A 22,324-nucleotide genomic window follows, 5' to 3' on the forward strand; every position below is an offset into this window, starting at 1 on the left:
GTGTGGTCTAGGTCAGCAATACCTGAGCCAATTTAGGCCCGATGGATGACAGTTTCATGTCGATGTCGTTTTTGAAGCACGGGTGTCGCTCAGCTCAGACTTAGCGTAGACCATGCCCAACAGCCCGCAGTCCCTGGACTTGGCCGATGTATTGCAGGGTGTGGTGCAGGCGGCGGATGCCGGCTGTCATCTGTCGGTCATCTGTAATGCCTAGGCTGGCTCGCAGCAGCAAAAGCCCAGATAGAGCGCGATTTGTGCACCTGAACGGTGCTGGTCTAGTCCAGATAGGTAACGTTGATGCGGGATGAGGCAATCAAGGCGGTAACTTCCATCGGCCTGGCTCTGCAGGAGCAGATTGACCACGGCCTGTTGCCGCCAGCCAGCAAATTGCCCGCCGAGCGCAAGCTCAGCGAGTTGTTTGGTACCACCCGCATTACCGTGCGGGAAGCCTTGTTACAACTGGAGGCCCAAGGGCAGATTTATCGCGAAGAGCGCCGGGGCTGGTTCGTCTCGCCACCGCGGCTGGCCTATAACCTGATGCAGCGCAGCCACTTTCACGCGATGGTCAGCGACCAGGGGCGTGAGGCTTCCACGCAGGTCATTTCCGCACGCTTGCAACCGGCGTCGGCGGCGGTGTGCGCGTGGTTGCAGTTGCCGGCGTTGTCGAGCGTGATCCAGATTTGCCGGGGCCGCAGGATTGACGGACGCCTGGTGTTGTACGTGGAGCACTACCTGAACCCGCAGTATTTTCCGGGGATCCTGGCGTGTGATTTGAATCAGTCGATGACTGAGCTGTATGCCAGCAAATATGACTTGCACTACGGGCGGGTGCGTTTCGAGATTGTGCCGACCTCACTGCCGGTGGAAGCGGCCGCTGCGCTGCGCGTCTCGGTGGGCAGCCCGGGCTTGCGCATCGCCCGGGTCAACTATGACCAGCACCAGCGTTTGATCGACTGCGACCTGGAGTTCTGGCGCCATGATGCGATTCATGTGGGGGTAGACGTTATGGCGTCAGCGCCTTGATCACCTGATCCACATTGGTTTGCAACTCTGTCACCGGTTCGGCGCCGTCCACATTCAACACCAGCAGTGTGGAGCCACCTGCAGTGACAGCTGCTTTTACCACTTCACTCGGCTGACGATGGTGCAACACCACCGCCACTTCGTTGTCCTTGAGCTGCGCACTGAGTTTTTGCAGCGCTTCAGGCGTCCAGTCTGCGTCTGGGCGAGCATCGGTGCTGACCAGTTCCAGGTTCAAGCTGCTGATCAAATAGGCAAAGTGATCGCTCAAGCTGACCACACTCAGGTTATCGGCCTTGGCCAGGCGCGCCTCGCTGTCGGCGGTGAGCTTGAGCAGGCGTTGCTTGAGTGCCGCCAGGTTGGTATCGATCTTTGGTTTGGCGCCTGGGGCGAGACGGCTCAGGTCGGCGGCCAATACATCGGCCATACGGCCCAGATTGTTGCTCGATTGCCAGGGTTGGCTGTTGAGGCCATCGGTGACGCCCGGTTGTACCGCAATGCCCGGCAAGCCACCGTCCACCGGGCGTGCAGCGTCCACTTCAACGATGCGGATATTGCTGCGCCGTGCCACGGGGTACAGCGGATCATCGGCCCACAGCGAGCGCAAGCCGATGGCGGCGTCGGCGTCCTGCGCCAAGGTGTTGAGTGCCGCCGCGCCGCGGCCGGTGAAGTAGGACACCTGCCGCGAGCCAGGTAGGTTGGCTGGCGCGGCGCGTTCAAGTTGCACGTCGGTATCCTTGAGCAGCACTTCGGCCAAACCGTAGGTAATGGGCAGCGAGGCCAGCACCTTGACCGGTTTTACCGACTTGGCCTTGGTCAGCGCGGCATGGCCGAGGCCGTGATCGGCCTTGAATTCCTTCGGGTCAAAACCATCAACGGCAGCCAGTGCCGATGTACTGATCAAGCAAGCGATGGCCAGGGCCATTGGGCGAAAGACAGGGCGCATTATCCAAGATTCCCTTTGAGGCTGGGCACGGTGCCGCGAGCGATGGCGGCGAAGGCGAAGGCGATACCGGCAACCAGAATGATTGCAGCGCCGGACGGGATCGGCAGGTCGAAGATGATCGGCAGCAGGATGCCGCACAGGGTACTCACAGTGGCGATCAGCACCGAGACCCAGAAAAAGCCCTTGAGCGATTGACTCAACAGGCGCGCCGCGGCGGCAGGGATCACCAGCAGCGCACCGACCAGGATCGCGCCGATCACCTTGACCGCAGCCACGGTGATCAGCGTTACCAGGATTACGAACAGGTAGTCCAACGTCTTCACCGCCACACCGCGCACCGCCGCCAGTTGCGGGTTGAAGCTGGCGAGCATGATGCGGTTGTACAGCGGCAATGCCAGGGCCATGACCAGCGAACCGACGATTGCCAGTACCAGCAAGTCATTGCCGTTGACCGTCAGTACCGAGCCAAACAAAACGTTTTCGAGGATATGCACGTTGATCTTGCCGGCCAGGATCAGCAGCAGGCTGGCGCCCAGCGCCAGCGACACCGACAGGAACACGCCGATCAAGGTATCCGGCGCCAGGCCGGTACGATTGCGCAGATAGTTGAGCAGGATGCCGAACAGCAGGCAGTAGCCGAACAGGCTGCCATAGGGCCCGGTGTAGGGTTCGCCCAGCAGGATGCCTACGGCCACGCCGGTCAGCGCAGCATGGCCGACCGCTTCGGAGAAAAACGCAAAGCGCTTGACCACCACCAGAGTGCCCAGGCCGCCCAGCACCGGGCCGATCAGCAAGCCAGCGAGCAGGGCGTTGACCACAAACCCGTAGGCCAGGGCTTCCGGCAGGTAACCGGAAGACGCCCAGCCCTGGACCATCAAGCGAAAGGCTTCATAACTCATTGTGCCGGGCTCCGCGGGTGAGTGGAGAACAGGGTCAGCAGGCGGTCCGGGGTCAGCGCCTCTTTTGGCGTGGCGTCGAACAGCACGCGACGGTTCAGGCCGGTGACACGGTCAGCCAGGCGGCCGACGGCTTCCAGGTCGTGCTCGATCCACAGCACGGTGATCCCGGCCAGGCGCCAATCATTGAGCAGCCGTTCGAACACCTGGATGCCGGCTTCATCAAGGGCCGACATGGGTTCGTCCAGCACCAGCAATTGCGGTGCAGGGATCAGGCCCTGGGCCAGCAGCACGCGCTGGCGTTCACCGCCGGACAACGCGCCCATGCGACGCTTGCGTTTGTCGTGCATGCCGACGCGCTCAAGTGCGTCACCGATCGCCGCTGCGTAATGCCGGGACAGGCCAAGGAACGCGGGCCGCCGTTGGCACATGGCAGCCATGAAATCGTCGACGGTCATCGGCAGGCCGCGGTCGAACTCCAGCGCCTGGGGCACGTAGCCAATGGTGCCGGGCGTGGCCGGCCATTCCAGGCTTAAACGGCCCTGGTGGGGCGTTTGGCCGAGCAGGGTCTTGATCAGCGAGCTTTTGCCGCCGCCATTCGGACCGACCAGCGCATGGATGCTGCCTGGCTGTACCTGGAAACTCACGTCGTCGAGGATCACGGTGCGCCCCAGGGTCAGCGAGACCTGGTCGAAGTTCAGGGTCGGGCCGACGCTGACGGCGTTCAGTTGTTGGGCGGCGGTCATGCCCCTGACTCCTGGATTGCGCGGACCACGGTGTTGAGGTTGCCGGTCATTTCCACTTCGTATTTTTCAGCGCTGTAGTCGCCATAGGAAATATGCGACAGCGGGTACAGCTTGACCCCGGATTCACGCTGGATGGTCTCGATGTAGGTGGACGGGAAATCCATCTCCGAAAAGATCACCTTCACATCCAGGGCGCGCAGTTCATCGATGGTTTTCTTCAACTGGCTGGGGCTTGGCTCGATACCGTGGGCCGGTTCTACCACTGCGGTGACTTCCAGGCCGAACTCGCGCAACAGATAGTCGTAGGCTGCGTGCACCGTGGCAACGCGCAGGTACGGGTTGGGGGCGCTGGTCAACTTGGCCAGGGCGTCGGCGCGCATCTGGCGCAGGCGCTTGCCATAGGTGCGGGCGTTCTGGGTGTAGGTTTTGGCGTTGTCCGGGTCGAGCTTGCCCAACTCGCGGGCGATGTTGTTGACCTGGGCAATCGATGCACTGATCGACAGGAAGGTGTGCGGGTTGACCACCTTGCCCGCACCGCGCGCGGCATTGCCGGTGGCCGCCAGCAGCGGCACGTTGGCGTTGGCCTCGATCACCTTGATGTCCGGGCGCTCGCTGGTGGCGATCATGCGGTCGGCGAAGTCGTCATGGCCAACCCCGTTGAGCACGATCACGTCCAGGGTGCCGATGCGCTTGATGTCGTCGGCGCGGGGCTCGTAGGCGTGTGGATTGAAGCCGGCCGGGATCAGCGGTACCACTTCAGCCTTGTCGCCGACGATATTGGCCACGTAGCTGTAGTAGGGGTGGAGGGTGATACCGATACGCAGGCGTTTAGCTGCTTCGGCATTCGCCAGGGGAGCGAGCAGCAGGCTGAGAAAGCTGACCAGCAACAGGCGCAACAGGGGCGATGAAATAGACATGAGCAATCGGTCTTCTCGTTCAGTGACGATGCTGGCGGGTCACGCCGGCATCGAATTGTGCAACCACTTGCTGCCAGCCGGCTGCGATCAGTGCCTGGTCAGTGAGGTCGGAGGGGGCGGCAAGATTGACGCTGCGGTTGAGCCAGATATCCGGCTCGTCGCCCTGCACGCGCATCAGCAGCGAGCCGCTGGTGACCGGTGCCTGGCTCAAGCCCAGGTAGGCGGCCGAGGGGAGTAACTGCCAGCGATGGCCACCACGGCTGACCGAGCTGGCATCCTGGGCAAAGGGGGCGAAGCCTTCGTCGGCCAGTTGCTCAGGTGTCGGCAGGGCGCTTTGCTCCTGCTGCAACAAGTGGATTTCATCCAGAGTCACCCGCAGGTCGGCGTAGATGCCTTGCTCGGCGGCGCTCAGGTCACGGCGGGCGTCCAACTGGTGGCTTGGCACCGCCGCAATTTCCTGGGTTTCACCGTGCAGCGCCACGACCGTGCCCGCCACCGCCAGGATGATCAGGCACAGCAGCAGCACATAGAGCGTTTCATGGCCGGCACCGGCGGGGCGTACAACCTGTGTAGTACTCATTGCGCCTGGATATCCGCTTGGTCGATTTCCACCACGTGGCCGGGGCCTGCATCAAACAGCACATAGAACTCGGCTGCGGGCTTCTTGAAGGTCAGGGTCGAATCTTCACCGAGCTTGCCGGGCACCAGGATGGTTTCGTCGTAGCCGATCACATCCAGCGTCACGCCGGGTGCGCCACTGCCGTCGGAAAAACCGCCTTTGCACTGGATCTGCTCGCCGGGGATTTCCTTGCATTCGCACATCGGGTTGTGGGCAAAGGCGGTGGTACTCAAGCCGGCGCACAGTAACAGTGCGGCGCGGGTCAGGCGCTTGAACGTCATGGTTTGACTCCTTGCTTGTTCAGCCAGGCAATGGTGGCAGGCGAAGCCTGGTTCAGCGGGATGGAACCCTGGTGCATGCTGCCGTCCCAGCCTTCCATGGTCACCCAGACTTCGGCGTCCACTGGTGTGCGTTCCGGCACCGGCAGGGCGGCGCCCATACGGTATGGCGTACCGAAGAAGATCACCCCGGCGGCCCGCAGGCTGCGGGGTTTACCGATACGCAGGTAGGTGGCCTTGACTTCGTTGGCGCAGGTGTCACACAGGGCGGCGTTGAAGAATTTCATCGGCCCGGCCGGGTTCGGGCTCGGGCCTTCATTGCGGAACTCGGCCAGGGTCAGGCTCCAGGGGCCGACTTGCACTTGCCCGGCTACGCGCTCGCCGATGCCGGCATCCCCGCGAAACAGCGCGGCGTCGGCGAAGTACTTGGGCATGAACCCCAGCGGTATCAGCAACAGCAGAACATTGATGTGAAAACGCCATTTCAGCCAGAAGGCGCGCAGGGGGGATGGCGGTACGGTCGCGACCTTGCTCATCGCTGTGCCTCCGAGGTTTTGGCCTGCATGGCCGGGATAGAAGCGGGCTGACGTTGCGTCTTGGCTTCGCGCTTGAGGGCATTGAGGGTGGCCAGGGCCGTGCGCTTGGTCCAGATCAGCAAGCCGCTCAATACCATCATGCTCAGCACCAGGCCGAAGAAGGCCCAGATCAACTTGATCCACAAACCGCCGAAGTCACCTGTGTGCAGCGGGCGCATCGACTCGGTGACGAACTCCAGGGGGGTGCGGTCGGACAACAGGTTCGAGACAGCAATTTCACCGTCATAGGGGTTCAGTTGCGCGGTCTGGAACATCAACGGGTACCAGCCGCGCCCGCCGATTTGCAGGTGGCTGTACGCGTTGCTTGGCATGAACACAAAGCTGGCGTCCAGCCCCGGGATTTTTTCGGCGGCGATGTCGATGGCCTTATCGATAGGGATCATCGGTGCCGGGACGCCCGACGCCGACAATGGCACCTTTTCACGGGCAATCACCGGCACGATGGGCTCACTGGAAATGGATATCTGGTTGTCGCTCAAGGCCGCCTCGATCAGGAACCAGGTGCCGGTGATTGAAATGACCGCGATAAACCAGATGGACCAGATGCCGCTCAGGCGGTGAAAGTCGCCCCAGAAGATCCGCGCACCGTGTCGGATACGCAGGGTAGGGCGCAGGAAACCTTTCCAGAAGCGTTTGTACACCACCAGCCCGGTGATCAGCGAGGCAAGCAGTGGCAAGCCCAGCGCGGATACCAGGTACCAGCCCCAGCTGTACCCATTGGTGAACGGCACCAGCCACCAGCCATGCAGCGCGCGGGTAAATTGCTGGAAGTTGAACGAGGGGCTGATGCCCTGGATCGCTCCGGTATAGGGGTTGGCGTAGACGTCCACCGAGCGCCCATCCGGGTAGCTGAGGCCGACGCTCAGGGCGAAGTGCGACTCATCCGGGCGAATGATGGACTGGACGATTGCCTTGGGCTCATCGCGCTTGATGGCCGCGATCACCTGGTCAAAGCTCAGTGGCTGGGCGTCATCCGACGGCTTGCTCGCACGGATATCCGGGTTGGCCAGCCACACGATTTCCTGGCTCACCACGGCCAGGGTGCCGGTGACACAGACGATCAGTACAAAGAACCAGATGGGCAACGCCAGCCAGCTATGTACGAGAAACCAGAGTTTGGAGCGTGACTTCTTCGACATATGAATGAGGGTCTTGAGCGAAGGGGGCAATGAAAGCCCGGAAAAGGCCAGTCGTAGCTTTTGCTGACGCGACGGGCTGTATCTAAATTAAGACGAATGAGAATGAGAAATCCCTAAGGCGCATATGAAAGAAAATGTTTCAGGTTCACATTCAGGCCGCATTTGAGAGCTGATCGAACACGCAATACACCAGCCCGCAGGCGTTCAGCGGCTTGCGTGCGGCCGGGCCTGACCTCCAGGGACGTGATCATGCCGCTGGGTGATTTCGTCATCAGCCATGCATTTGAGCGCCACTGCCTCGCGCCCAGCCCCTGGCTCAGCGGAAGTGCGGCTACGTAGTTATATAAGTAGAAATAACGCTCTCTATAACAGCGGCGCGCGTTGCTTTCAGTATTATTTGTTTTTCAAATAGCTTGGCTTGAACGAAAGCCCCCCCTTGTCATTAAAGGGTGTTGGCGCGGGGGCAGGTTAATTCCAGACAAATTACAAGTTTATTGTATTGACACATTGGCGGGTATCGGCTTTAGTGGGTGCGGACTTGGAAGTCGAAATATTATAAAAAGGAAGTTGATTGCATGACCGTGCTAGTCGTTTATTCGCGCCCTCAAGTGGCGAACTGTTATATCTCTCTGGTGCCGGTGATCAAATTAGTTACTTGATCGTGGTCTGTCGCCTGCCCGTCGGTTGTCATTGTTGCGAATAATACTTTTCCTGCGCTGGAAAAGTACGCGTCCCTATGCCTTAACAGAGAGTTCAAACTCATGTCGATTTTTGATCAAGCCATGCATCGTTCAGTTCAGTGGCAAGACTGGCGTTGGCAGCAGAAGAATGCCATCCGCGATGAACCTGCACTGCGCAATGCCTGCGGTGGATGGGGCGAGGCCACAACGGCGCATATCGAGCACAACTTGCAAGATCGCAAGATGCAGATCACGCCTTACTACATTGATTTGATCAAGCGTTCACTCACCACCGGCGAGGTGATGGACCACCCACTGTGGCGCCAGGTAGTACCGTATTGGAGCGAACAGGTGCAGGGCGACTACGACGGCAGTTCCGAAAATTGGGAACTCAATCATGAGATGAAGACGCCCATCTGCCAGCACAAGTACGACAACCGCGTGATCCTGCGCACCACCAACACCTGCAATGCCTATTGCCAGTTCTGTTTCGAGGCGCTGCGCACGCTGCAGGTGGGCACCGACAAAGCTAACGCCAACACCGACTCGTTCAAGGATTCGGTGGAGTACATTCGCGCTAACCCGGCGATTGAAGAGGTGATTCTCAGTGGCGGTGACCCACTGATGCTGGCCGACCGCAAGCTTGAGGAGATGCTGGCCGCATTGCGCGGCATTCGTGATGACCTGCTGATACGCATTCATTCGCGGGCGTTGAGTTTCAACCCGTTTCGCGTGACCGATGAGTTGGTGGCGATGCTGCACAAGTACAAAGTCAATGCATTTGGTGTGCATGTCTGCCACCCGCTCGAACTCAGTGCTGATTTTGCCGTCGCGGTTAAACGGATTCAGGGCGTGGTGCCGATAGTATTCTCTAACATGCCGCTGTTGCGTGGCGTGAATGATGATGAAGCGACGTTGCATAAATTATTCATTGATCTTTATCGTCTGGGCGTAAAGCCCTATTACTTATATCACTTCATGCCGTTTTCACCCGGTGCTTCAGAGTATAAGGCCTCGATCAGCCAAGCCATCGTCATAATGGATCGGCTCAAACGCCGCGTATCGAATATTGCCCTGCCCGAATATGTACTACCTCACGCACAAGGCAAGTTCACCGTGCCGTTGTTGGACTTTGAAAAACCTGAAGACTTACCGCATTTTGAAGTTCGCGATGGGCAGCGTACTTACCGTTTTCGCAACTGGGAGGGCCAATGGTGCAGTTGGCAGGATGCGGTATGAAACAGGGTGCGATTCTGTTTATTGATGTGGATGACAGCGCTTGCGCTCGCTACCGCTACCGGGAACCGCATTTCACGGTGGCCCGCGCCCACGGCTTGGCGTGTTTGACGGCCGCCGTGGCGGGGCGCAAGCACCTGCAACGACTCAGGGACGACAGTGACGAAGTGTTCCTGCTCGAAACGCTCAGTGAGCAGTCCATCCTGGAGTTGGTCGGACAGTTGGACGGGCGTTATCAGGTGCGGGGGATTTTCTGCCAGGCCGGGCACCCGTCCGCACAAGGGGAGGTGGGCTGTATCGTTGCGCAGGCGTGTCAGCGGTTGGGCTTGGTCTACAGCCACCCAGAGGCGATTGCGGCGTGCATTAACAAGTTCTTGATGCGCCGCGTGTTGAAACAGCATGAGTTGCGTTCGGTACCGTTCGTGCTGTGCAACAACGAACAGGAACTCCAGCAAGGCGCCGAGCGCGTGGGTTATCCACTGATCGCCAAACCGCCCTTTGGCGGGGCTTCGGCGTTTATCAAAAAATGCTCGAACTGGGAGGAGCTACGTAGCCACTATCGGCATTTCGTGAGTGATCATGGCGCCGCCGCTTATGCGGACTTCTACGGCTGTGCGCACGCCCTGCCGCCTGAGGGTGGGCTGCGGCGTGAATACCTGCCAGGGCGCAGCATTCTGTTGGAAGGTTATATTCCTGGCATCGAAGGCAGTGTGGAATGTGTGATTGCCGGCGAGCGTGTCCATCCGCTGCTGATCAATGAAAAACTGCTGCTGACCGAGCGCAGCGGCACCGTCCTTGAGAACCTGCTGATTTCCCCGCCGACGTCGTTCAGCCAGGCCCAGTGTGAGCAGATCCGCCAGTACGCGGTGGACTGCCTGCACGCGGTGGGCCTGACCAACGCTGTGGTGCATTTCGAGTTTCGCATGACGGACGCAGGGCCGGTGGTCATCGAGATCAACCCGCGCCTGGGCGGACTGTATGTGAACTCGGCGTTCCGCGACTTGGCCGGTGTCGATCCTTATCAGTTGTACATGGGATTGTTGTTGGGCGAGAAGGGCATCAATGCACAGTTGGAGGCCGGCGCACATAAGATCGCCGAGGCGGGGCAACACTACGCGATGCTGGCGATTTATCCGCAGCACAGTGGCCTTTTCAGGGGCATTGACGGCCTGCAGTTCCTGGACCAACACCGCTCGGTGCTGGAATACGCCCCGCAGGACCCCGGCCACTACATTGACGCGGATATCGAGGAGCATTATTTGCTCAAATGCTGGGCCCAGGTTGGCAATGCCGCCGACGCCCATGCCTTGCACGATGCGTTGCAGCAACACCTGCGCATCCTCATCGATCCACCGGTTGCAGGATAGCGATATGGACATCCCTCAGATTTCGGCGCTTTTGCGCGAACATCACTTCTGTCATCGCCCGGACTTTCGCGAACTGGTCAAAGTTGAACCGGGTGAGGAGCAAAGCTTTCGCGCGTATTGGGATAACCTGGTGCGCGACGAGGCGTTCAGGACTTACACCCACCGCGAACGGCGCATCTTGCGCTATCGTCTGTTACCGTCACGGCAATTGCAGATCGACAGGAATACGGCGTTCAAATCGCCGGTCACCTACGCGGTGAACTATCGCCAGGGCGTGAACCACCTGAGCTATAGCGAGGAGGGCTTTATCGAGCACCCACTCATGCAGAAGCTGCTGGCGACGGACCTTGCAGTGATTACCCCGCACCTGGGCGAACAGACCTATACGATCGATATCCATCAGTTCCGGGTGCGGGCGGATGGGCCATCGAGCAGCCCGACCACTTCGGGGATTCACCAGGACGGCCTGGATTGGGTGTTCATGCACTTTATTGGCGAATGCAACACGGTGCCGGTGGTGTCGGAGGTGTTTGCCGACGAAACGGAGCACAGCCGGCTGCTGCAACTGCCGATGGAGAAATTTCTGGAGACTATCGTGATCAACGACCGTGGGTTCTACCATCGGGCCGGGGAGGTGCGACCGCGGGTGGAGACGGCACCGGCCTGGCGCGATGTGCTCTTGGTAAGCCTGCGCAGTGTCGAGGAGGCACAGCCTGCATGAGCCACCATCAACAACTGAATCTGTCGACCCGCAACGCTCGCCTGATCATCTTTGCTCGCGGTGTGTCGGATTTTGGCGCGTTCCTCAACATGGTGGCGTTGTCCACTTATGTGTACTGGCTCAGCCAGAGCGTAGTGTTTGTCAGCATTTTCCTGGCGTGCCGGGTCACCGGCGGGATTGTCGCCAGCCTGTTTGGCATCCCGTTTTTTCGGCGGTTTGCCGGGCGTGGGACGTTGGCGGGGTTGGACCTGGCCCGGGCGCTGTTGCTGACGCCGCTGCTGGTGTTGTTACCGGCCCATCAACTCACCCTTCTTCCCTTTATCGCCTTCGGTATCGGCCTGTGCAATTCGCTGTTTGCCATTGGCCTCAACAGTCAGTTGCCCACCTGGGTCGCGCTGGAGCAGCGGGTGAATACCAATGCATGGATCACCTCGGCGGCCGCCACCGGCGCGGTCTTCGGAAGTTTGCTCTCCGGCTTGCTGATCGCCACGGGCGGATTTGAAGCGGTGTTTGCCGTCAACATCGGCACCTATGTGATTGCCGCTTGCCTGGTCTTGCCCTTGCGCGCGTTGTTTAGCGTTGCCGTTGCCGCGCATCGCGGGCTGGCCGCCGAATGGCACGAGCTGACCAAGGGGTTGCGCGGTGCGCCGGTGCTGGCTGCGATGTTGCTGATCAGCATGCTCGACACCCTTGGCAGCGCGGCCCATAACGTCGGCTGGCCAGTGCTGTCGCAGTACATTTCACCGGACACGGCCAAGACGGTCATGGGCTATCTGCTGGCCGTGTGGGCCTGTGGCAAGTTTGTTGGCGCGCGCATCGCCAGTGCAGTGTTGAAAGGTCGTGGCACTCAAGGCATGGAGCGCTTGTTCATGCTCGGTGTGGCGTTGATGTCCAGCGGCTTTATCCTGACATTCCAGCAGACCGAACTGTGGCTGGCGCTGTTGCTGGTGGTGTGGGCAGGGCTGGGCGATGGATTGTCCGAGGTGGCGTTGATCTCCCGTGCGCAAAGCGAGCCCGATAGCTTGCGCTTGCCGCTGTTCAGCCTCTTGACCCTGATCCAGATGGCCGGTTTTGGCGTGGGCATGCTGGTGGTCGGGCCGTTCTATGTGACGTGGACGCCGGCCCAGGTGATCGTGTTGTTCCATGGGCTGCCATTGACCGCCTTGTTGGTCATGACGGTATGGCTGGGGCGCAATGCGTACCGGGGTGTCAGATCGACAAACCCTTGAAGTGTTCCAGACTCCACACAGGCCTTTAGCTTGCCGGAGCAGGCCACGCGTGTTGGCCGGCTGGAACCTGGGGCAAGGCGTGGCGTGTTGCAGGCGCGAGCAAGCTCACGCCCACAGGGTTAATTTTGCTTGAACATCTGCATGGCACGCTGGCGGATTTGCTCCTCGGTCAGGTCCTCCTTATGGGTGGCCAGGAACCAGAGGTGACCGAACGGATCCTTCACACTCGCCGAGCGATCCCCATAGAACTGATCCTGCGGCTCGGACACTACGCTGGCGCCGGCATCAACCGCCTGTTTGAATTGTGCGTCCACGTCATTCACATACAGGTGCAAACCGACACTGGGATGTGAGTCGGGATTGCGCAGGGCCGTTTCGTCACAGGGCGTGCCTAGCATGATCACCGCTTCGTCAATACGCAGCTCCGCATGGCCGACCCTGCCGTCGGGCATGTCCAGGCGCATGAACACCGAGGCGCCAAAGGCCTTTTTGTAGAACTCTATCGCCTTTGCGGCCTCGTTGATGCCCAGGTAGGGAGTAATGCCGTGGTAACCCTCGGGAATAGGTTTAACGCTCATAACGTTCTCCTTTGATTGTGGTTATGGAGTTACAGCCTTTTCACTATAGGTCACGTTGCATTGCGCAACCGGCTTTACCGATCGGAATCAAGCGTGGGCTCCAGCAGTTGCGCACCAGGGCCACGCTCACCCAACTGGTCATCGTGATTGCGCAACGGGCACGCCTCCATCGACAGGCACCCGCACCCGATACAACCATTGAGCTTGTCGCGCAGCAGCGTCAGCTTGTTGATGCGCTCATCCAGATCTTGACGCCACAAGGCCGACAGCCGTTCCCAGTCGTGAGCGTTCGGTGTGCGCCCATCGGGCAGGGCCCGCAATGCCTCGCCAATGGTCGCCAGCGGAATGCCCAGGCGTTGGGCAATTTTGATCAGCACCACCCGGCGCAGTACGTCCCGTGGATATCGCCGTTGATTGCCGGCATTGCGATTGCTCTTGATCAGCCCTTTAGATTCGTAGAAGTGCAGGGCGGTGACCGCTACGCCGCTGCGGGCGGCCAACTGACCGACGCTGAGTTCGTTGCTGAGCATGTAAGACTCCCAAACAGTGCTTGACCTCGACTTAACTAGAGGTTTTACCCTGCGTGACATCGAATCGCAAGATTCTGCCTACAGAGAAAGGGGAGTGCTCATGCAGGTATCAGAGAAAAATCGCAGCTTCACTCAATTGATCGAATTTCAGATCGAGCCCCGCCAGCAATCAGCCCTGGTGGCGGCCTTGACCACCCAGAGCGAGCGCCTCGCGGCAAGCCATGGTGGCTTTCTGAGTGCCAGTGTGCAGGTCAGCGATGATGGGCGGCGGGTGCTCAATTACCTGCAATGGCAATCCCGCGAGGACGGAGAAGCAGCCTTCAAGCGTTTCGAGCACGGCGACGAAGATTTCTGGACACTGATCCGCGCGCATCAAGCGACGGCTGTAACCTTCGGATCATTCCAGGTGTTGCGCAGTTTTGAGCGCAGTCAGGACGATGCTTTGCACTGCCGCTTAAATGGATAAATGCAGCATCCGTTCGCCCAGCAGCGTTTGCCCGGGCCGGCGTTTGTTTACCGCCAGCTCGCCGATCTTGATCAGGCGCGTGCGCGTAACGTTGCGGCTCAGGCCCAGCAGGTTGGCGGTGTGTACTTGGTTGTAATGGCTGAAGCGGTAAGCGGCGCGTAATAAAGCGTCCTCGACTTTTTCATGCAGGGCGCCGGCCTGTTCCTCGAAGAGCTTTTGAAACGCCCGCGCAAGCAAGGCTTCGGCGCTGTTGTCGGTGGCGTGCTGGCTGTCGTCCTGGCGCTCGATGCGCATATTTGACAGGCGCAGATCGTCGCGTTCGATCACGCCGTTGCGGCAGATCAGCAAGGTGTGGTGAATCACGTTTTCCAGCTCGCGAATATTGCCCGGCCAACTGTAGCGCTTGAGTTTGTGCTCGGCCTCGCTGCTGATGGTGATCGGGCCGTAGCCCAGGCGCTGGCTGTAGGCTTGGATAAAGTGGCGGGTCAGCGGCATGATATCGCCGGGGCGCTCGCGCAGCGGGCTCAGCTCCAGGCTGACCACATCGAGGCGGTAGTACAGATCTTCGCGAAAATGCCCGGCGTTGATGGCCTTTTCCAGTTGTACGTTGGTGGCGGCCAGGACTCTTACATCAATAGGTATGCTTTTGCGTGAGCCCAGGCGCACCACTTCGCGCTCCTGCAACACCCGCAGCAGTTTGACCTGGATGGCCATCGGCAGGTCGCCGATCTCATCGAGAAACAAGGTGCCGCCGTCTGCCTCTTCGAACCAGCCGGCCTTGGCGCTGAGGGCGCCGGTAAACGCGCCTTTCTCGTGGCCGAACAACTCGGCTTCCACCAGGGATTCAGAGAACGCCCCGCAGTTCACCGCTACGAACGGCCGGTTGCGCCGAGCGCTGAGGTTGTGGATATGCCGCGCCACCAGCTCTTTGCCGGTGCCGGTCTCGCCGATGATCAGCACGCTGGCTTCGCTGGGCGCCACTTGTTGGATATGGTCGAGCAGTGCCTGGGATTTGGGGTCTTCGAAGACCTGGGCCGTGGCGCGGATCGAGGTCGCAAGGGCGGGCGAGGGCGGTAGGGTCAAAAGCTGCATGGGCACCTCTCTCAGGAGTAGAACGTCGGGATCGGCAGGGACTGGCTCAATTTTAACGGCGGGGTACTGAGCAACAGAGGTGAAGTAGGTTGAACAAGGGCTGTACCAACGGGTTCAGGCTTTGATCTGTATGGGTATGGCGCTCGCTGCCGAGAAAGGGAGTTGTTGTCTGACCCCAGTTTTGGGGTTGGCTGTTGCCACTGCACAGTTGCTGACGTGTGAAGCTATTTATAGAGAAAATGATTTATTCCGTAAATGGATGTGTTTGCATATTTATAGATCTTTAAGGAATATTAGCAGCTGATTGTTGAAGGTGGCGTGCCGGTTGATAGCGACTATCACGGGCGATGATTTTTCACCGAGAAGGACCGGGAGTAGCCTGTGTTCATTGACTTGAACCCCCTCTCGCAGAGCCGCCGCCATGAACCGTTTCCTCGCTGTTTCGCTGCTACTTGTTACCTCTGTCCTTGCCGGATGTGCGTCCCATCCAGCCCCGGAATTGCGTCCATACACCGCCGAGGAGACCAGGCAATTGGCCCTGGAGGCGCTGAGCCGTCGCGGCTTGTCGTTTGACGAATATCAGCAGCAGCGCGCTGCGTTGCTTGGCCAGCCACAGAAGCCTTTCTCTTTTGATCGCCAGGGTGAAATGAACGCCGAGCGCAGCGTAGTCCTGCATGGTCGCCCCAGTTGAGCCGGCCTCTTACGATAAAAAGCCCGAGGATTCCCTTAAGGAACCTCGGGCTTTTTGTTTGCCATGGAGCTACTTCAGCCTGTTAAGCTCAATTCCAGGAGCGTTCCTACGCACATTTAAATAAAGTTACCTTCTTTAATGGCATTCGATCGGTTAAACCTGACGACCTCTGTTCCGGTCGATGCCCCCCCGAGACGCTGCTTTCGGGAGCACGCTCTGCGAGTTCTAACGTCATGAATAAACGTCCGTTGTATTTTGACTACGCCGCTACCACGCCGGTGGATGAGCGGGTTATCCAGGTGATGGTCGAGTGCCTGGGCTTCAATGCCAATTTTGGTAACCCGGCGTCCAGTTCCCATGCATTCGGCCAGGCGGCCCGGCACACGGTTGAACAGGCGCGTCGCCAGGTCGCTGAACTGGTCGGCGCCCAGCCGGAGCAGATCGTCTGGACCTCCGGCGCCACGGAGTCCAACAACCTGGCGCTCAAGGGAGTGACCCAGGCCCGGGGTGTGGCGGGTGGGCATATCATCACCAGCCAGATCGAGCACAAGGCCACACTGGATACTGCGCGGCAACTGCAGGAAGCCGGCGTGGCGGTGACCTACCTGGTGCCGGATGCGGACGGCTTGATCAGCGTCGAAGCGGTCAGCGAAGCCCTGCGCGAGGACACCTTCCTGGTCTCGCTGATGCTGGTCAATAACGAGCTGGGCACCCTGAATGACATCCCGGCCATCGGTGCGCGGGTACGTGAGCATGGCGCGTTGTTTCATGTGGACGCGGCGCAAGGGGCTGGCAAGGTAGCCATCGACCTGGGCCTGTGGCCGGTGGATTTGATGTCATTCTCCGCGCACAAGCTGTACGGCCCCAAAGGTATCGGCGCGTTGTATGTCGGGCCTTTGGCGCAGCAGAAAGTGCTGGCGCAGATTCATGGCGGTGGACACGAAGGGGGCTTGCGTTCTGGCACCCTGGCGACCCATCAGATTGCCGGCATGGGGACGGCGTTTGCCTTGGCGGCAGCGTCCTTTGCTGATGAGAAGGCTCGGATTGCAGCGTTGCGCCAGCGCCTGCTGGATCACCTGACGTCAGTTACCGGCTTGCGCCTCAATGGCAGCCCAACTCAGCGTATTCCACATACTCTGAGCCTGACGTTCAGCGAGGGTGAGTTCAACTCTGCCACACTGAGCGCGGGCATTGCCTTTTCCGCGACTTCGGCGTGCAATTCGGCAAGCAACGCACCGTCCCATGTGCTTCTGGCCCTGGGGCATGATGCTCGCACCGCCGGTCGTACCATTCGCTTGAGCCTGGGCCGGTTTACCACCGAACAGGACATCGACGAAGCCGCACAGTTGATCAAGGCAGCATTGGCCAGCGCCCCGGCGTTTTGGGCGGTCTGATTTATCATTGGCAACATATAACAATTATTCGTGGTTAGCAGGAGACACAATGAGTACGCAGCCTTTGACCCATGGAACGGTTCCCCAGCGCCTGGCGCATACCCGTGAACTGATGCGCCGCGAGGGCATTCACGCCCTGCTGGTGCCATCGGCTGACCCGCACTTGTCCGAATACTTGCCGGGCTACTGGCAGGGGCGCCAATGGTTGTCGGGGTTCCATGGTTCGGTGGGGACACTGATCGTCACGGCGGATTTTGCCGGGGTCTGGGCCGATAGCCGTTACTGGGAGCAGGCGACCAAGGAACTCAAGGGCAGTGGCATTGAGTTGGTAAAGCTGCAACCGGGCCAGCCTGGGCCGTTGGAATGGCTGGCCGAGCAAACCCCTGAAGGTGGCGTAGTGGCTGTGGACGGCGCGGTCATGGCCGTGGCTTCGGCACGTACTCTGGGGGGCAAGCTGGCCGAGCGCGGCGCCCGCTTGCGCACTGATATCGACCTGCTCGACGAAGTCTGGCAAGACCGCCCGACGCTACCAAACCAGCCGATCTACCAGCATCTGCCGCCTCAAGCCACCGTCAGCCGTGGCGAGAAACTCGCCGCACTGCGCGCCAGCTTGAAAGACAAGGGCGCCGATTGGCATTTCATCGCGACGCTGGACGACATCGCCTGGTTGTTCAACCTGCGTGGCGGTGATGTGTCCTTCAACCCGGTGTTTGTGTCTTTTGCGTTGATCAACCAACAGCAGGCTACGTTGTTTGTCGCGCTGGGCAAGGTCGATGCCGAGTTGCGGGTGATGCTCGAGCAGGATGGCGTGACGTTGCGCGACTACAGCGAAGTGGCCGATGCACTGCGTGCCGTACCGTCGGGGGCCAGTTTGCAAGTGGACCCCGTACGCGTGACGGCCGGCTTGCTGGAAAATCTCGATGCCGGCGTCAAGCTGGTTGAAGGACTCAACCCGACTACGCTCGCAAAATCCCGCAAGAGCCTGGCGGACGCGGAACATATTCGTCAGGCCATGGAGCAGGATGGCGCTGCGTTGTGCGAATTTTTTGCCTGGCTCGACAGCGCCCTGGGCCGCGAGCGCATTACCGAACTGACGATCGACGAACACTTGACTGCGGCGCGTACCCGCCGCCCTGGCTATGTGTCGCTGAGCTTCAACACCATTGCTGCGTTCAACGCCAACGGCGCCATGCCGCATTACCACGCGACTGAACAAGAGCATGCCCTGATCGAAGGCGATGGCTTGCTATTGATCGATTCCGGTGGCCAGTACCTGGGCGGCACCACGGACATCACGCGGATGGTGCCCATCGGTACCCCGAGTGATGAGCAGAAGCGCGATTGCACGCGGGTACTCAAGGGGGTGATTGCCCTGTCCCGTGCACACTTCCCCAAAGGTATTCTCTCACCGTTGCTGGATGCGATTGCCCGTGCGCCGATCTGGGCCGAAGGGGTGGACTACGGTCACGGTACAGGTCATGGCGTAGGTTATTTCCTCAATGTGCATGAGGGGCCGCAGGTTATTGCCTACCAGGCCGCTGCCGCGCCACAAACAGCGATGCAACCTGGGATGATTACTTCCATCGAGCCGGGGACTTATCGCCCTGGTCGTTGGGGTGTACGCATCGAAAACCTGGTGTTGAACCGTGAAGCGGGCAAGACCGAGTTTGGGGAGTTCCTCAAGTTCGAAACCCTGACCTTGTGCCCGATTGACACCCGTTGCCTGGAACCGTCGTTGCTGACGGCGGATGAGCGCGAATGGTTCAACGCCTATCACGCCGAGGTGCGTGAGCGCTTGAGCCCGCTGCTCAGTGGTGCGGCGCTTGAGTGGTTGCAGGTGCGTACCACAGCTATTTGATTGGCTGCAGCCGGCCTGCGCCGGCTGCAAGCTATATTTAGCTGAGGGCTTCGCGCACGAAGTCCAGTCGGTCCTGACCAAAGAACAGCTGATTGCCTACAAAAAAGCTGGGGGCACCGAACACGCCGCGTTTAACGGCTTGTTCGGTTTTGTCCTTGAGCGCGTTTTTGACGGCTTCATCATTGGACAGGGCCAATACCTGCTCTGGGTCGAACCCATGCTCGGTCAGCACGTGGGCCACGACCTCGGGATCGCCCAGGTGTCGGCCTTCCACCCAGAGGGCGCGGAACAGGCAGTCGATAAAGTCGGAGAAGCGCTCAGGCTCATGGATTTGTATGCCGGTGATTGCGCGCATCAGTACCAGTGTATTGATGGGAAAGTGCGGGTTGAACCTGAGCGGTACATTGTAGCGTTTGGCGTAGCGCGCCAAGTCATCCAGCATGTAGCGACCCTTGGCCGGCACAGTGATCGGTGAGGCGTTGCCAGTAGCCTTGAATACGCCGCCCAACAGCATCGGTTGATAGACCAGATGCGCGCCGGTCTCGGTGCAGAGTGCCGGTAGTTGGGTATAGGCCAGGTAAGTCGCGGGGCTACCGAGATCAAAGAAAAATTCCAGGGTTTTACTCATGGTCGATACTCGCTGCTTATTGTTATAGGGGCGTGTTACCAGGGTTCGTTCCAGGGGCGCAGGTCCAGCTCGAACGTCCAGGCGTCCCGGGGCTGGCTGTGCAGGTACCAGTAGTTTTCGGCGATGTGGTCAGGGTTGAGGAGGCCGTCCTGATCCTTGAGGGCATATTTTTGCGGGAAATTTTCGCGAATGAACTCGGTATCAATGGCGCCATCGACTACTACATGGGCGACGTGGATGTTCATCGGGCCTAATTCCCGCGCCATGCTTTGGGCCAGGGCGCGGATACCATGTTTGGCCCCGGCGAATGCGGCAAATCCCGCGGCCCCACGCAAGCCGGCAGTTGCGCCGGTGAACAGGATGGTGCCGCGTTTACGGGTGGCCATACGCTTGGCGACTTCGCGCGCGTTCAAGAAGCCGGAGAAACACGCCATCTCCCAAATCTTGAAGTACTTGCGTGCGGTTTCTTCCAGAATGCTGCAAGGCACGTTCGCACCGATGTTGAAGACGAACGCTTCAATGGGCCCCAGCTCCGTTTCGATTTGCTCTACCAGTGCGATCACGTCTTCTTCTTTACGTGCATCACAGGCAAAGCCATGGGCTTGCCCGCCCGCCAATTGAATGCTGTCTACCAGTGGTTGCAGTTTGTCGGCACTACGACGGGTAACGCAGGCGATGTAACCTTCGCGGGCAAAGCGCTTGGCTATGGCGCCGCCGGTTGCGTCACCGGCGCCTACCACCAATACGATTTTGTTGTTGTGCGTCATGGGAACTCCATTGGCTCGATGATCGAGCAGGAGTTTAGTCGCCATGTCGTAAATGGCCTGGCCTGTGTGGAAATTTAAGATGAGCAGTCAGGGAGACTGCTCGGGCAGCTATTTGCAGATGACGATCATGCTGCGGCTGGTATAGCCGGCAGGGTTGAGACCAAAGGGATAGTCCCCTGGCTCTTCGGAGTTGTCGCCGGACTTGGCAATCACTCGATAACCCTTGGCGCCGCATGAATTGGCGGCACTGGTGTAGCACTGGTCCCAGGAGGAGGACAGGCCCGAACAGTTGATATGCAGTCCTTTTTTACCGCGTTTCACTTCTGTTTTAGTGGTGGCGGCACACCCCGCGATGCCCACAACCAGCAACAGTATCAAAATTCGTTTCATTCCCATCCTTAATAGCCGCCCTGCAAAGAACAGGGCTGCTTTACTCGCTCTCGAGCGAAGCGTTCATGCAGTCCGTGTCGAAATTCTCCATGAATGACATTCGGTTACGGCCTAAACATGGCCTAAATGAGCGGCAAATACCAGAGCTGGGGTTAAAGATGATCAGTCGGCGGGTACCAGTGGTTTGGATTCGTGGCGCATCGTCAAAGTGGCACCGACCGAGGCCAGGATAATGCAGGTGATGGCCAGCCACTGGGCGAGCGATAGATGCTCGTGCAGGAAAAACAGGCCGGAGAGGGCGCCGAACGCCGGCTCGATACTCATCAGTGTGCCGAAAGTACGGGCGGGAAGGCGTGTTAGTGCGACCATCTCAAGGGTGTAGGGCAGGGCAGTGGACAGAATCGCCACGCCGATGGCGACAGGGATCAGTGCCGGCGTCAGCAGCGCGGCGCCGGCATGCACGATGCCGATCGGTGCAACGAAGAGGGCGGCAATCATTACCCCGAGCGCGGCGGTTTGGACGCCATTGTCATTTCCCGCCTTTTGGCCGAACAAAATGTAGAGCGCCCAGCATACGCCGGCGCCCAGCGCGTAAGCGGCCCCTATCAGATCAATGCCGCTACTGGCCTTGTCCGTCGGAATCAACAGAAGCAGGCCAATGATCGCCAGAGCAATCCACACGAAGTCGACAGCTCGGCGCGAGGCATAGATAGCTACAGCAAGCGGGCCTGTGAATTCGAGCGCTACGGCAATTCCCAGGGGGACAGTGCGCAGTGACATATAGAAGAGGAAGTTCATGCCACCTAGCGCCATCCCGTAGATGATCACTGTGCGCAGTGACTTGGCCGTCAGCTTGGCGCGCCATGGTCGCAATATGAGCAGCATGATCACACTGGCAAAAATCAAACGCAGGGCGGTGGTGCCTTGTGCGCCGACAACGGGAAACATGCTCTTGGCCAATGATGCCCCGGATTGAATGGAGGCCATGGCGATCAACAGCAGGCCGACGGGAAACAGTGCCGAGGCCAGGCTGCGGGGTGAAGTGGTCATTGAGAGGGCTCTTCTGAGGTCGTAGTCAATAAGCAGAAGACGCTATGATGCTTAACTGTCAAGCGATGAGCAATATATTGCTCAAATCGCACGCAGTGGTTGTCTATATAGTGTAATTCTTGAGTTTGCCGCGGATTTAATAGAAAACCCAAATTAAGAGTTGACGGCAGATTCTGGAAGCCTATAATTCGCCCCACTTCCGGCGCAGTCGAAACGGAAAACTCCTTGGTAAACAATGAGTTACGTAGTTTTCGGCAGCAGGTTGCTTCAGTTCATCGAAGCCAAAAGGAAGTTGAAAAAGAGGTGTTGACAGCAGCGTGTAACGCTGTAGAATTCGCCTCCCGCTGACGAGAGATCGGAAGCGCAAGTGGTTGAAGTTGTTGAAGAAATCTTCGAAAGCTTCTGAAAATAATCACTTGACAGCAAATGAGGCTGCTGTAGAATGCGCGCCTCGGTTGAGACGAAAGATCTTAACCAACCGCTCTTTAAC

Annotated in this window: 24 protein-coding genes; 9 read left to right on the forward strand and 15 right to left on the reverse strand. The window is 59.3% G+C overall.

Going from position 1 to position 22,324, the window contains the following annotated elements:
- The first annotated feature begins 297 nt into the window (after positions 1-297).
- Positions 298-1,023 carry a UTRA domain-containing protein gene (locus LJX92_RS09500; RefSeq protein WP_032876981.1) on the forward strand — a complete coding sequence of 242 codons (726 nt, stop codon included), beginning with the start codon at positions 298-300 and terminating at the stop codon, positions 1,021-1,023.
- On the opposite strand, the gene LJX92_RS09505 is transcribed toward LJX92_RS09500, so the two are convergent.
- Genes LJX92_RS09505 through LJX92_RS09540 form a run of 8 tightly spaced genes read right to left on the reverse strand, consistent with a single transcriptional unit; the run spans position 1,004 to position 7,157 of the window.
- The gene (locus LJX92_RS09505) at positions 1,004-1,966 is read right to left on the reverse strand and encodes a metal ABC transporter solute-binding protein, Zn/Mn family (RefSeq protein WP_032876978.1); all 963 of its coding nucleotides are present in this window, start codon (positions 1,964-1,966) and stop codon (positions 1,004-1,006) included. The two genes, LJX92_RS09500 and LJX92_RS09505, sit on opposite strands and share 20 nt — an antisense overlap.
- On the reverse strand, positions 1,966-2,865 hold the full coding sequence (locus LJX92_RS09510) for a metal ABC transporter permease (RefSeq protein ID WP_005786732.1): 900 nt from the start codon (positions 2,863-2,865) through the stop codon (positions 1,966-1,968). The genes LJX92_RS09505 and LJX92_RS09510 overlap by 1 nt, the downstream gene beginning before the upstream one ends.
- On the reverse strand, positions 2,862-3,608 hold the full coding sequence (locus tag LJX92_RS09515; protein WP_148852235.1) for a metal ABC transporter ATP-binding protein: 747 nt from the start codon (positions 3,606-3,608) through the stop codon (positions 2,862-2,864). Before LJX92_RS09515 ends, LJX92_RS09510 begins: the two co-directional genes overlap by 4 nt.
- The gene (locus LJX92_RS09520; RefSeq protein WP_228309649.1) at positions 3,605-4,525 is read right to left on the reverse strand and encodes a metal ABC transporter substrate-binding protein; all 921 of its coding nucleotides are present in this window, start codon (positions 4,523-4,525) and stop codon (positions 3,605-3,607) included. Before LJX92_RS09520 ends, LJX92_RS09515 begins: the two co-directional genes overlap by 4 nt.
- Before the next feature lie 19 nt (positions 4,526-4,544).
- The gene (locus LJX92_RS09525; protein WP_148852234.1) at positions 4,545-5,105 is read right to left on the reverse strand and encodes a DUF6162 family protein; all 561 of its coding nucleotides are present in this window, start codon (positions 5,103-5,105) and stop codon (positions 4,545-4,547) included.
- Positions 5,102-5,425, reverse strand: a complete 324-nt coding sequence (locus LJX92_RS09530) for a hypothetical protein (protein ID WP_005786738.1) — start codon at positions 5,423-5,425, stop codon at positions 5,102-5,104. The genes LJX92_RS09525 and LJX92_RS09530 overlap by 4 nt, the downstream gene beginning before the upstream one ends.
- Positions 5,422-5,958, reverse strand: coding sequence for a thiamine pyrophosphate-binding protein (locus LJX92_RS09535; protein WP_078820799.1), 537 nt, complete (start codon positions 5,956-5,958; stop codon positions 5,422-5,424). Before LJX92_RS09535 ends, LJX92_RS09530 begins: the two co-directional genes overlap by 4 nt.
- Positions 5,955-7,157 carry a PepSY-associated TM helix domain-containing protein gene (locus tag LJX92_RS09540; protein WP_228309650.1) on the reverse strand — a complete coding sequence of 401 codons (1,203 nt, stop codon included), beginning with the start codon at positions 7,155-7,157 and terminating at the stop codon, positions 5,955-5,957. Before LJX92_RS09540 ends, LJX92_RS09535 begins: the two co-directional genes overlap by 4 nt.
- 782 nt (positions 7,158-7,939) lie before the next feature.
- Between LJX92_RS09540 and LJX92_RS09545 the strand changes: the two genes are divergently transcribed.
- The 4 genes from LJX92_RS09545 to LJX92_RS09560 are packed head-to-tail and all read left to right on the forward strand — an operon-like array spanning position 7,940 to position 12,390.
- A complete protein-coding gene (locus LJX92_RS09545; RefSeq protein ID WP_228309651.1) occupies positions 7,940-9,076 on the forward strand; it encodes a KamA family radical SAM protein in 1,137 nt (378 codons plus the stop codon).
- Positions 9,073-10,440: an ATP-grasp domain-containing protein gene (locus LJX92_RS09550; protein ID WP_228309652.1), complete on the forward strand. Its 1,368-nt coding sequence runs from the start codon at positions 9,073-9,075 to the stop codon at positions 10,438-10,440. Before LJX92_RS09545 ends, LJX92_RS09550 begins: the two co-directional genes overlap by 4 nt.
- Before the next feature lie 4 nt (positions 10,441-10,444).
- Positions 10,445-11,161, forward strand: coding sequence for a 2OG-Fe dioxygenase family protein (locus LJX92_RS09555; RefSeq protein ID WP_032876954.1), 717 nt, complete (start codon positions 10,445-10,447; stop codon positions 11,159-11,161).
- Complete coding sequence (locus LJX92_RS09560; RefSeq protein WP_032876951.1) at positions 11,158-12,390, forward strand: MFS transporter; 1,233 nt, start codon at positions 11,158-11,160, stop codon at positions 12,388-12,390. The genes LJX92_RS09555 and LJX92_RS09560 overlap by 4 nt, the downstream gene beginning before the upstream one ends.
- A gap of 119 nt (positions 12,391-12,509) precedes the next feature.
- Here the strand turns inward: LJX92_RS09560 and LJX92_RS09565 are convergent, their stop codons facing one another.
- Complete coding sequence (locus LJX92_RS09565) at positions 12,510-12,968, reverse strand: VOC family protein (RefSeq protein ID WP_078820803.1); 459 nt, start codon at positions 12,966-12,968, stop codon at positions 12,510-12,512.
- 74 nt (positions 12,969-13,042) lie between these two features.
- The gene (soxR, locus tag LJX92_RS09570; RefSeq protein WP_078820804.1) at positions 13,043-13,498 is read right to left on the reverse strand and encodes a redox-sensitive transcriptional activator SoxR; all 456 of its coding nucleotides are present in this window, start codon (positions 13,496-13,498) and stop codon (positions 13,043-13,045) included.
- 100 nt (positions 13,499-13,598) lie between these two features.
- Between soxR and LJX92_RS09575 the strand changes: the two genes are divergently transcribed.
- Positions 13,599-13,964, forward strand: coding sequence for an antibiotic biosynthesis monooxygenase (locus tag LJX92_RS09575; protein ID WP_005786757.1), 366 nt, complete (start codon positions 13,599-13,601; stop codon positions 13,962-13,964).
- On the opposite strand, the gene LJX92_RS09580 is transcribed toward LJX92_RS09575, so the two are convergent.
- Entirely contained in the window at positions 13,953-15,056 is a 1,104-nt protein-coding gene (locus tag LJX92_RS09580; protein WP_228309653.1) for a sigma-54 interaction domain-containing protein, read from the reverse strand. The genes LJX92_RS09575 and LJX92_RS09580 overlap by 12 nt on opposite strands.
- A gap of 421 nt (positions 15,057-15,477) precedes the next feature.
- Here LJX92_RS09580 and LJX92_RS09585 point away from each other — a divergent pair, with 421 nt between their 5' ends.
- The 3 genes from LJX92_RS09585 (at position 15,478) to LJX92_RS09595 (ending at position 18,999) form a co-directional block, all read left to right on the forward strand.
- The gene (locus LJX92_RS09585; RefSeq protein ID WP_032876941.1) at positions 15,478-15,747 is read left to right on the forward strand and encodes a hypothetical protein; all 270 of its coding nucleotides are present in this window, start codon (positions 15,478-15,480) and stop codon (positions 15,745-15,747) included.
- 233 nt (positions 15,748-15,980) lie between these two features.
- Positions 15,981-17,141 (forward strand): cysteine desulfurase family protein, encoded by a 1,161-nt coding sequence (locus LJX92_RS09590; RefSeq protein ID WP_078820806.1) that lies wholly within the window; start codon positions 15,981-15,983, stop codon positions 17,139-17,141.
- 49 nt (positions 17,142-17,190) lie between these two features.
- Entirely contained in the window at positions 17,191-18,999 is a 1,809-nt protein-coding gene (locus tag LJX92_RS09595; protein WP_228309654.1) for an aminopeptidase P family protein, read from the forward strand.
- 37 nt (positions 19,000-19,036) lie between these two features.
- On the opposite strand, the gene LJX92_RS09600 is transcribed toward LJX92_RS09595, so the two are convergent.
- The 4 genes from LJX92_RS09600 to rhtA all read right to left on the reverse strand — a co-directional run bounded on the left by LJX92_RS09600 (position 19,037) and on the right by rhtA (position 21,834).
- Complete coding sequence (locus LJX92_RS09600) at positions 19,037-19,627, reverse strand: 2-hydroxychromene-2-carboxylate isomerase (RefSeq protein ID WP_078820808.1); 591 nt, start codon at positions 19,625-19,627, stop codon at positions 19,037-19,039.
- A 35-nt stretch (positions 19,628-19,662) separates the two neighbouring features.
- Positions 19,663-20,394 (reverse strand): SDR family oxidoreductase, encoded by a 732-nt coding sequence (locus tag LJX92_RS09605; protein WP_032876930.1) that lies wholly within the window; start codon positions 20,392-20,394, stop codon positions 19,663-19,665.
- Positions 20,395-20,502: 108 nt separating this feature from the next.
- Positions 20,503-20,784: a hypothetical protein gene (locus LJX92_RS09610; protein ID WP_003190182.1), complete on the reverse strand. Its 282-nt coding sequence runs from the start codon at positions 20,782-20,784 to the stop codon at positions 20,503-20,505.
- A 162-nt stretch (positions 20,785-20,946) separates the two neighbouring features.
- Positions 20,947-21,834 carry a threonine/homoserine exporter RhtA gene (gene rhtA / locus LJX92_RS09615; protein ID WP_103735448.1) on the reverse strand — a complete coding sequence of 296 codons (888 nt, stop codon included), beginning with the start codon at positions 21,832-21,834 and terminating at the stop codon, positions 20,947-20,949.
- Positions 21,835-22,324: the final 490 nt, after the last annotated feature.

Origin of the sequence: Pseudomonas sp. HN8-3, assembly GCF_020790195.1 — a bacterium.
GTDB classification, from domain to species: domain Bacteria; phylum Pseudomonadota; class Gammaproteobacteria; order Pseudomonadales; family Pseudomonadaceae; genus Aquipseudomonas; species Aquipseudomonas synxantha_A.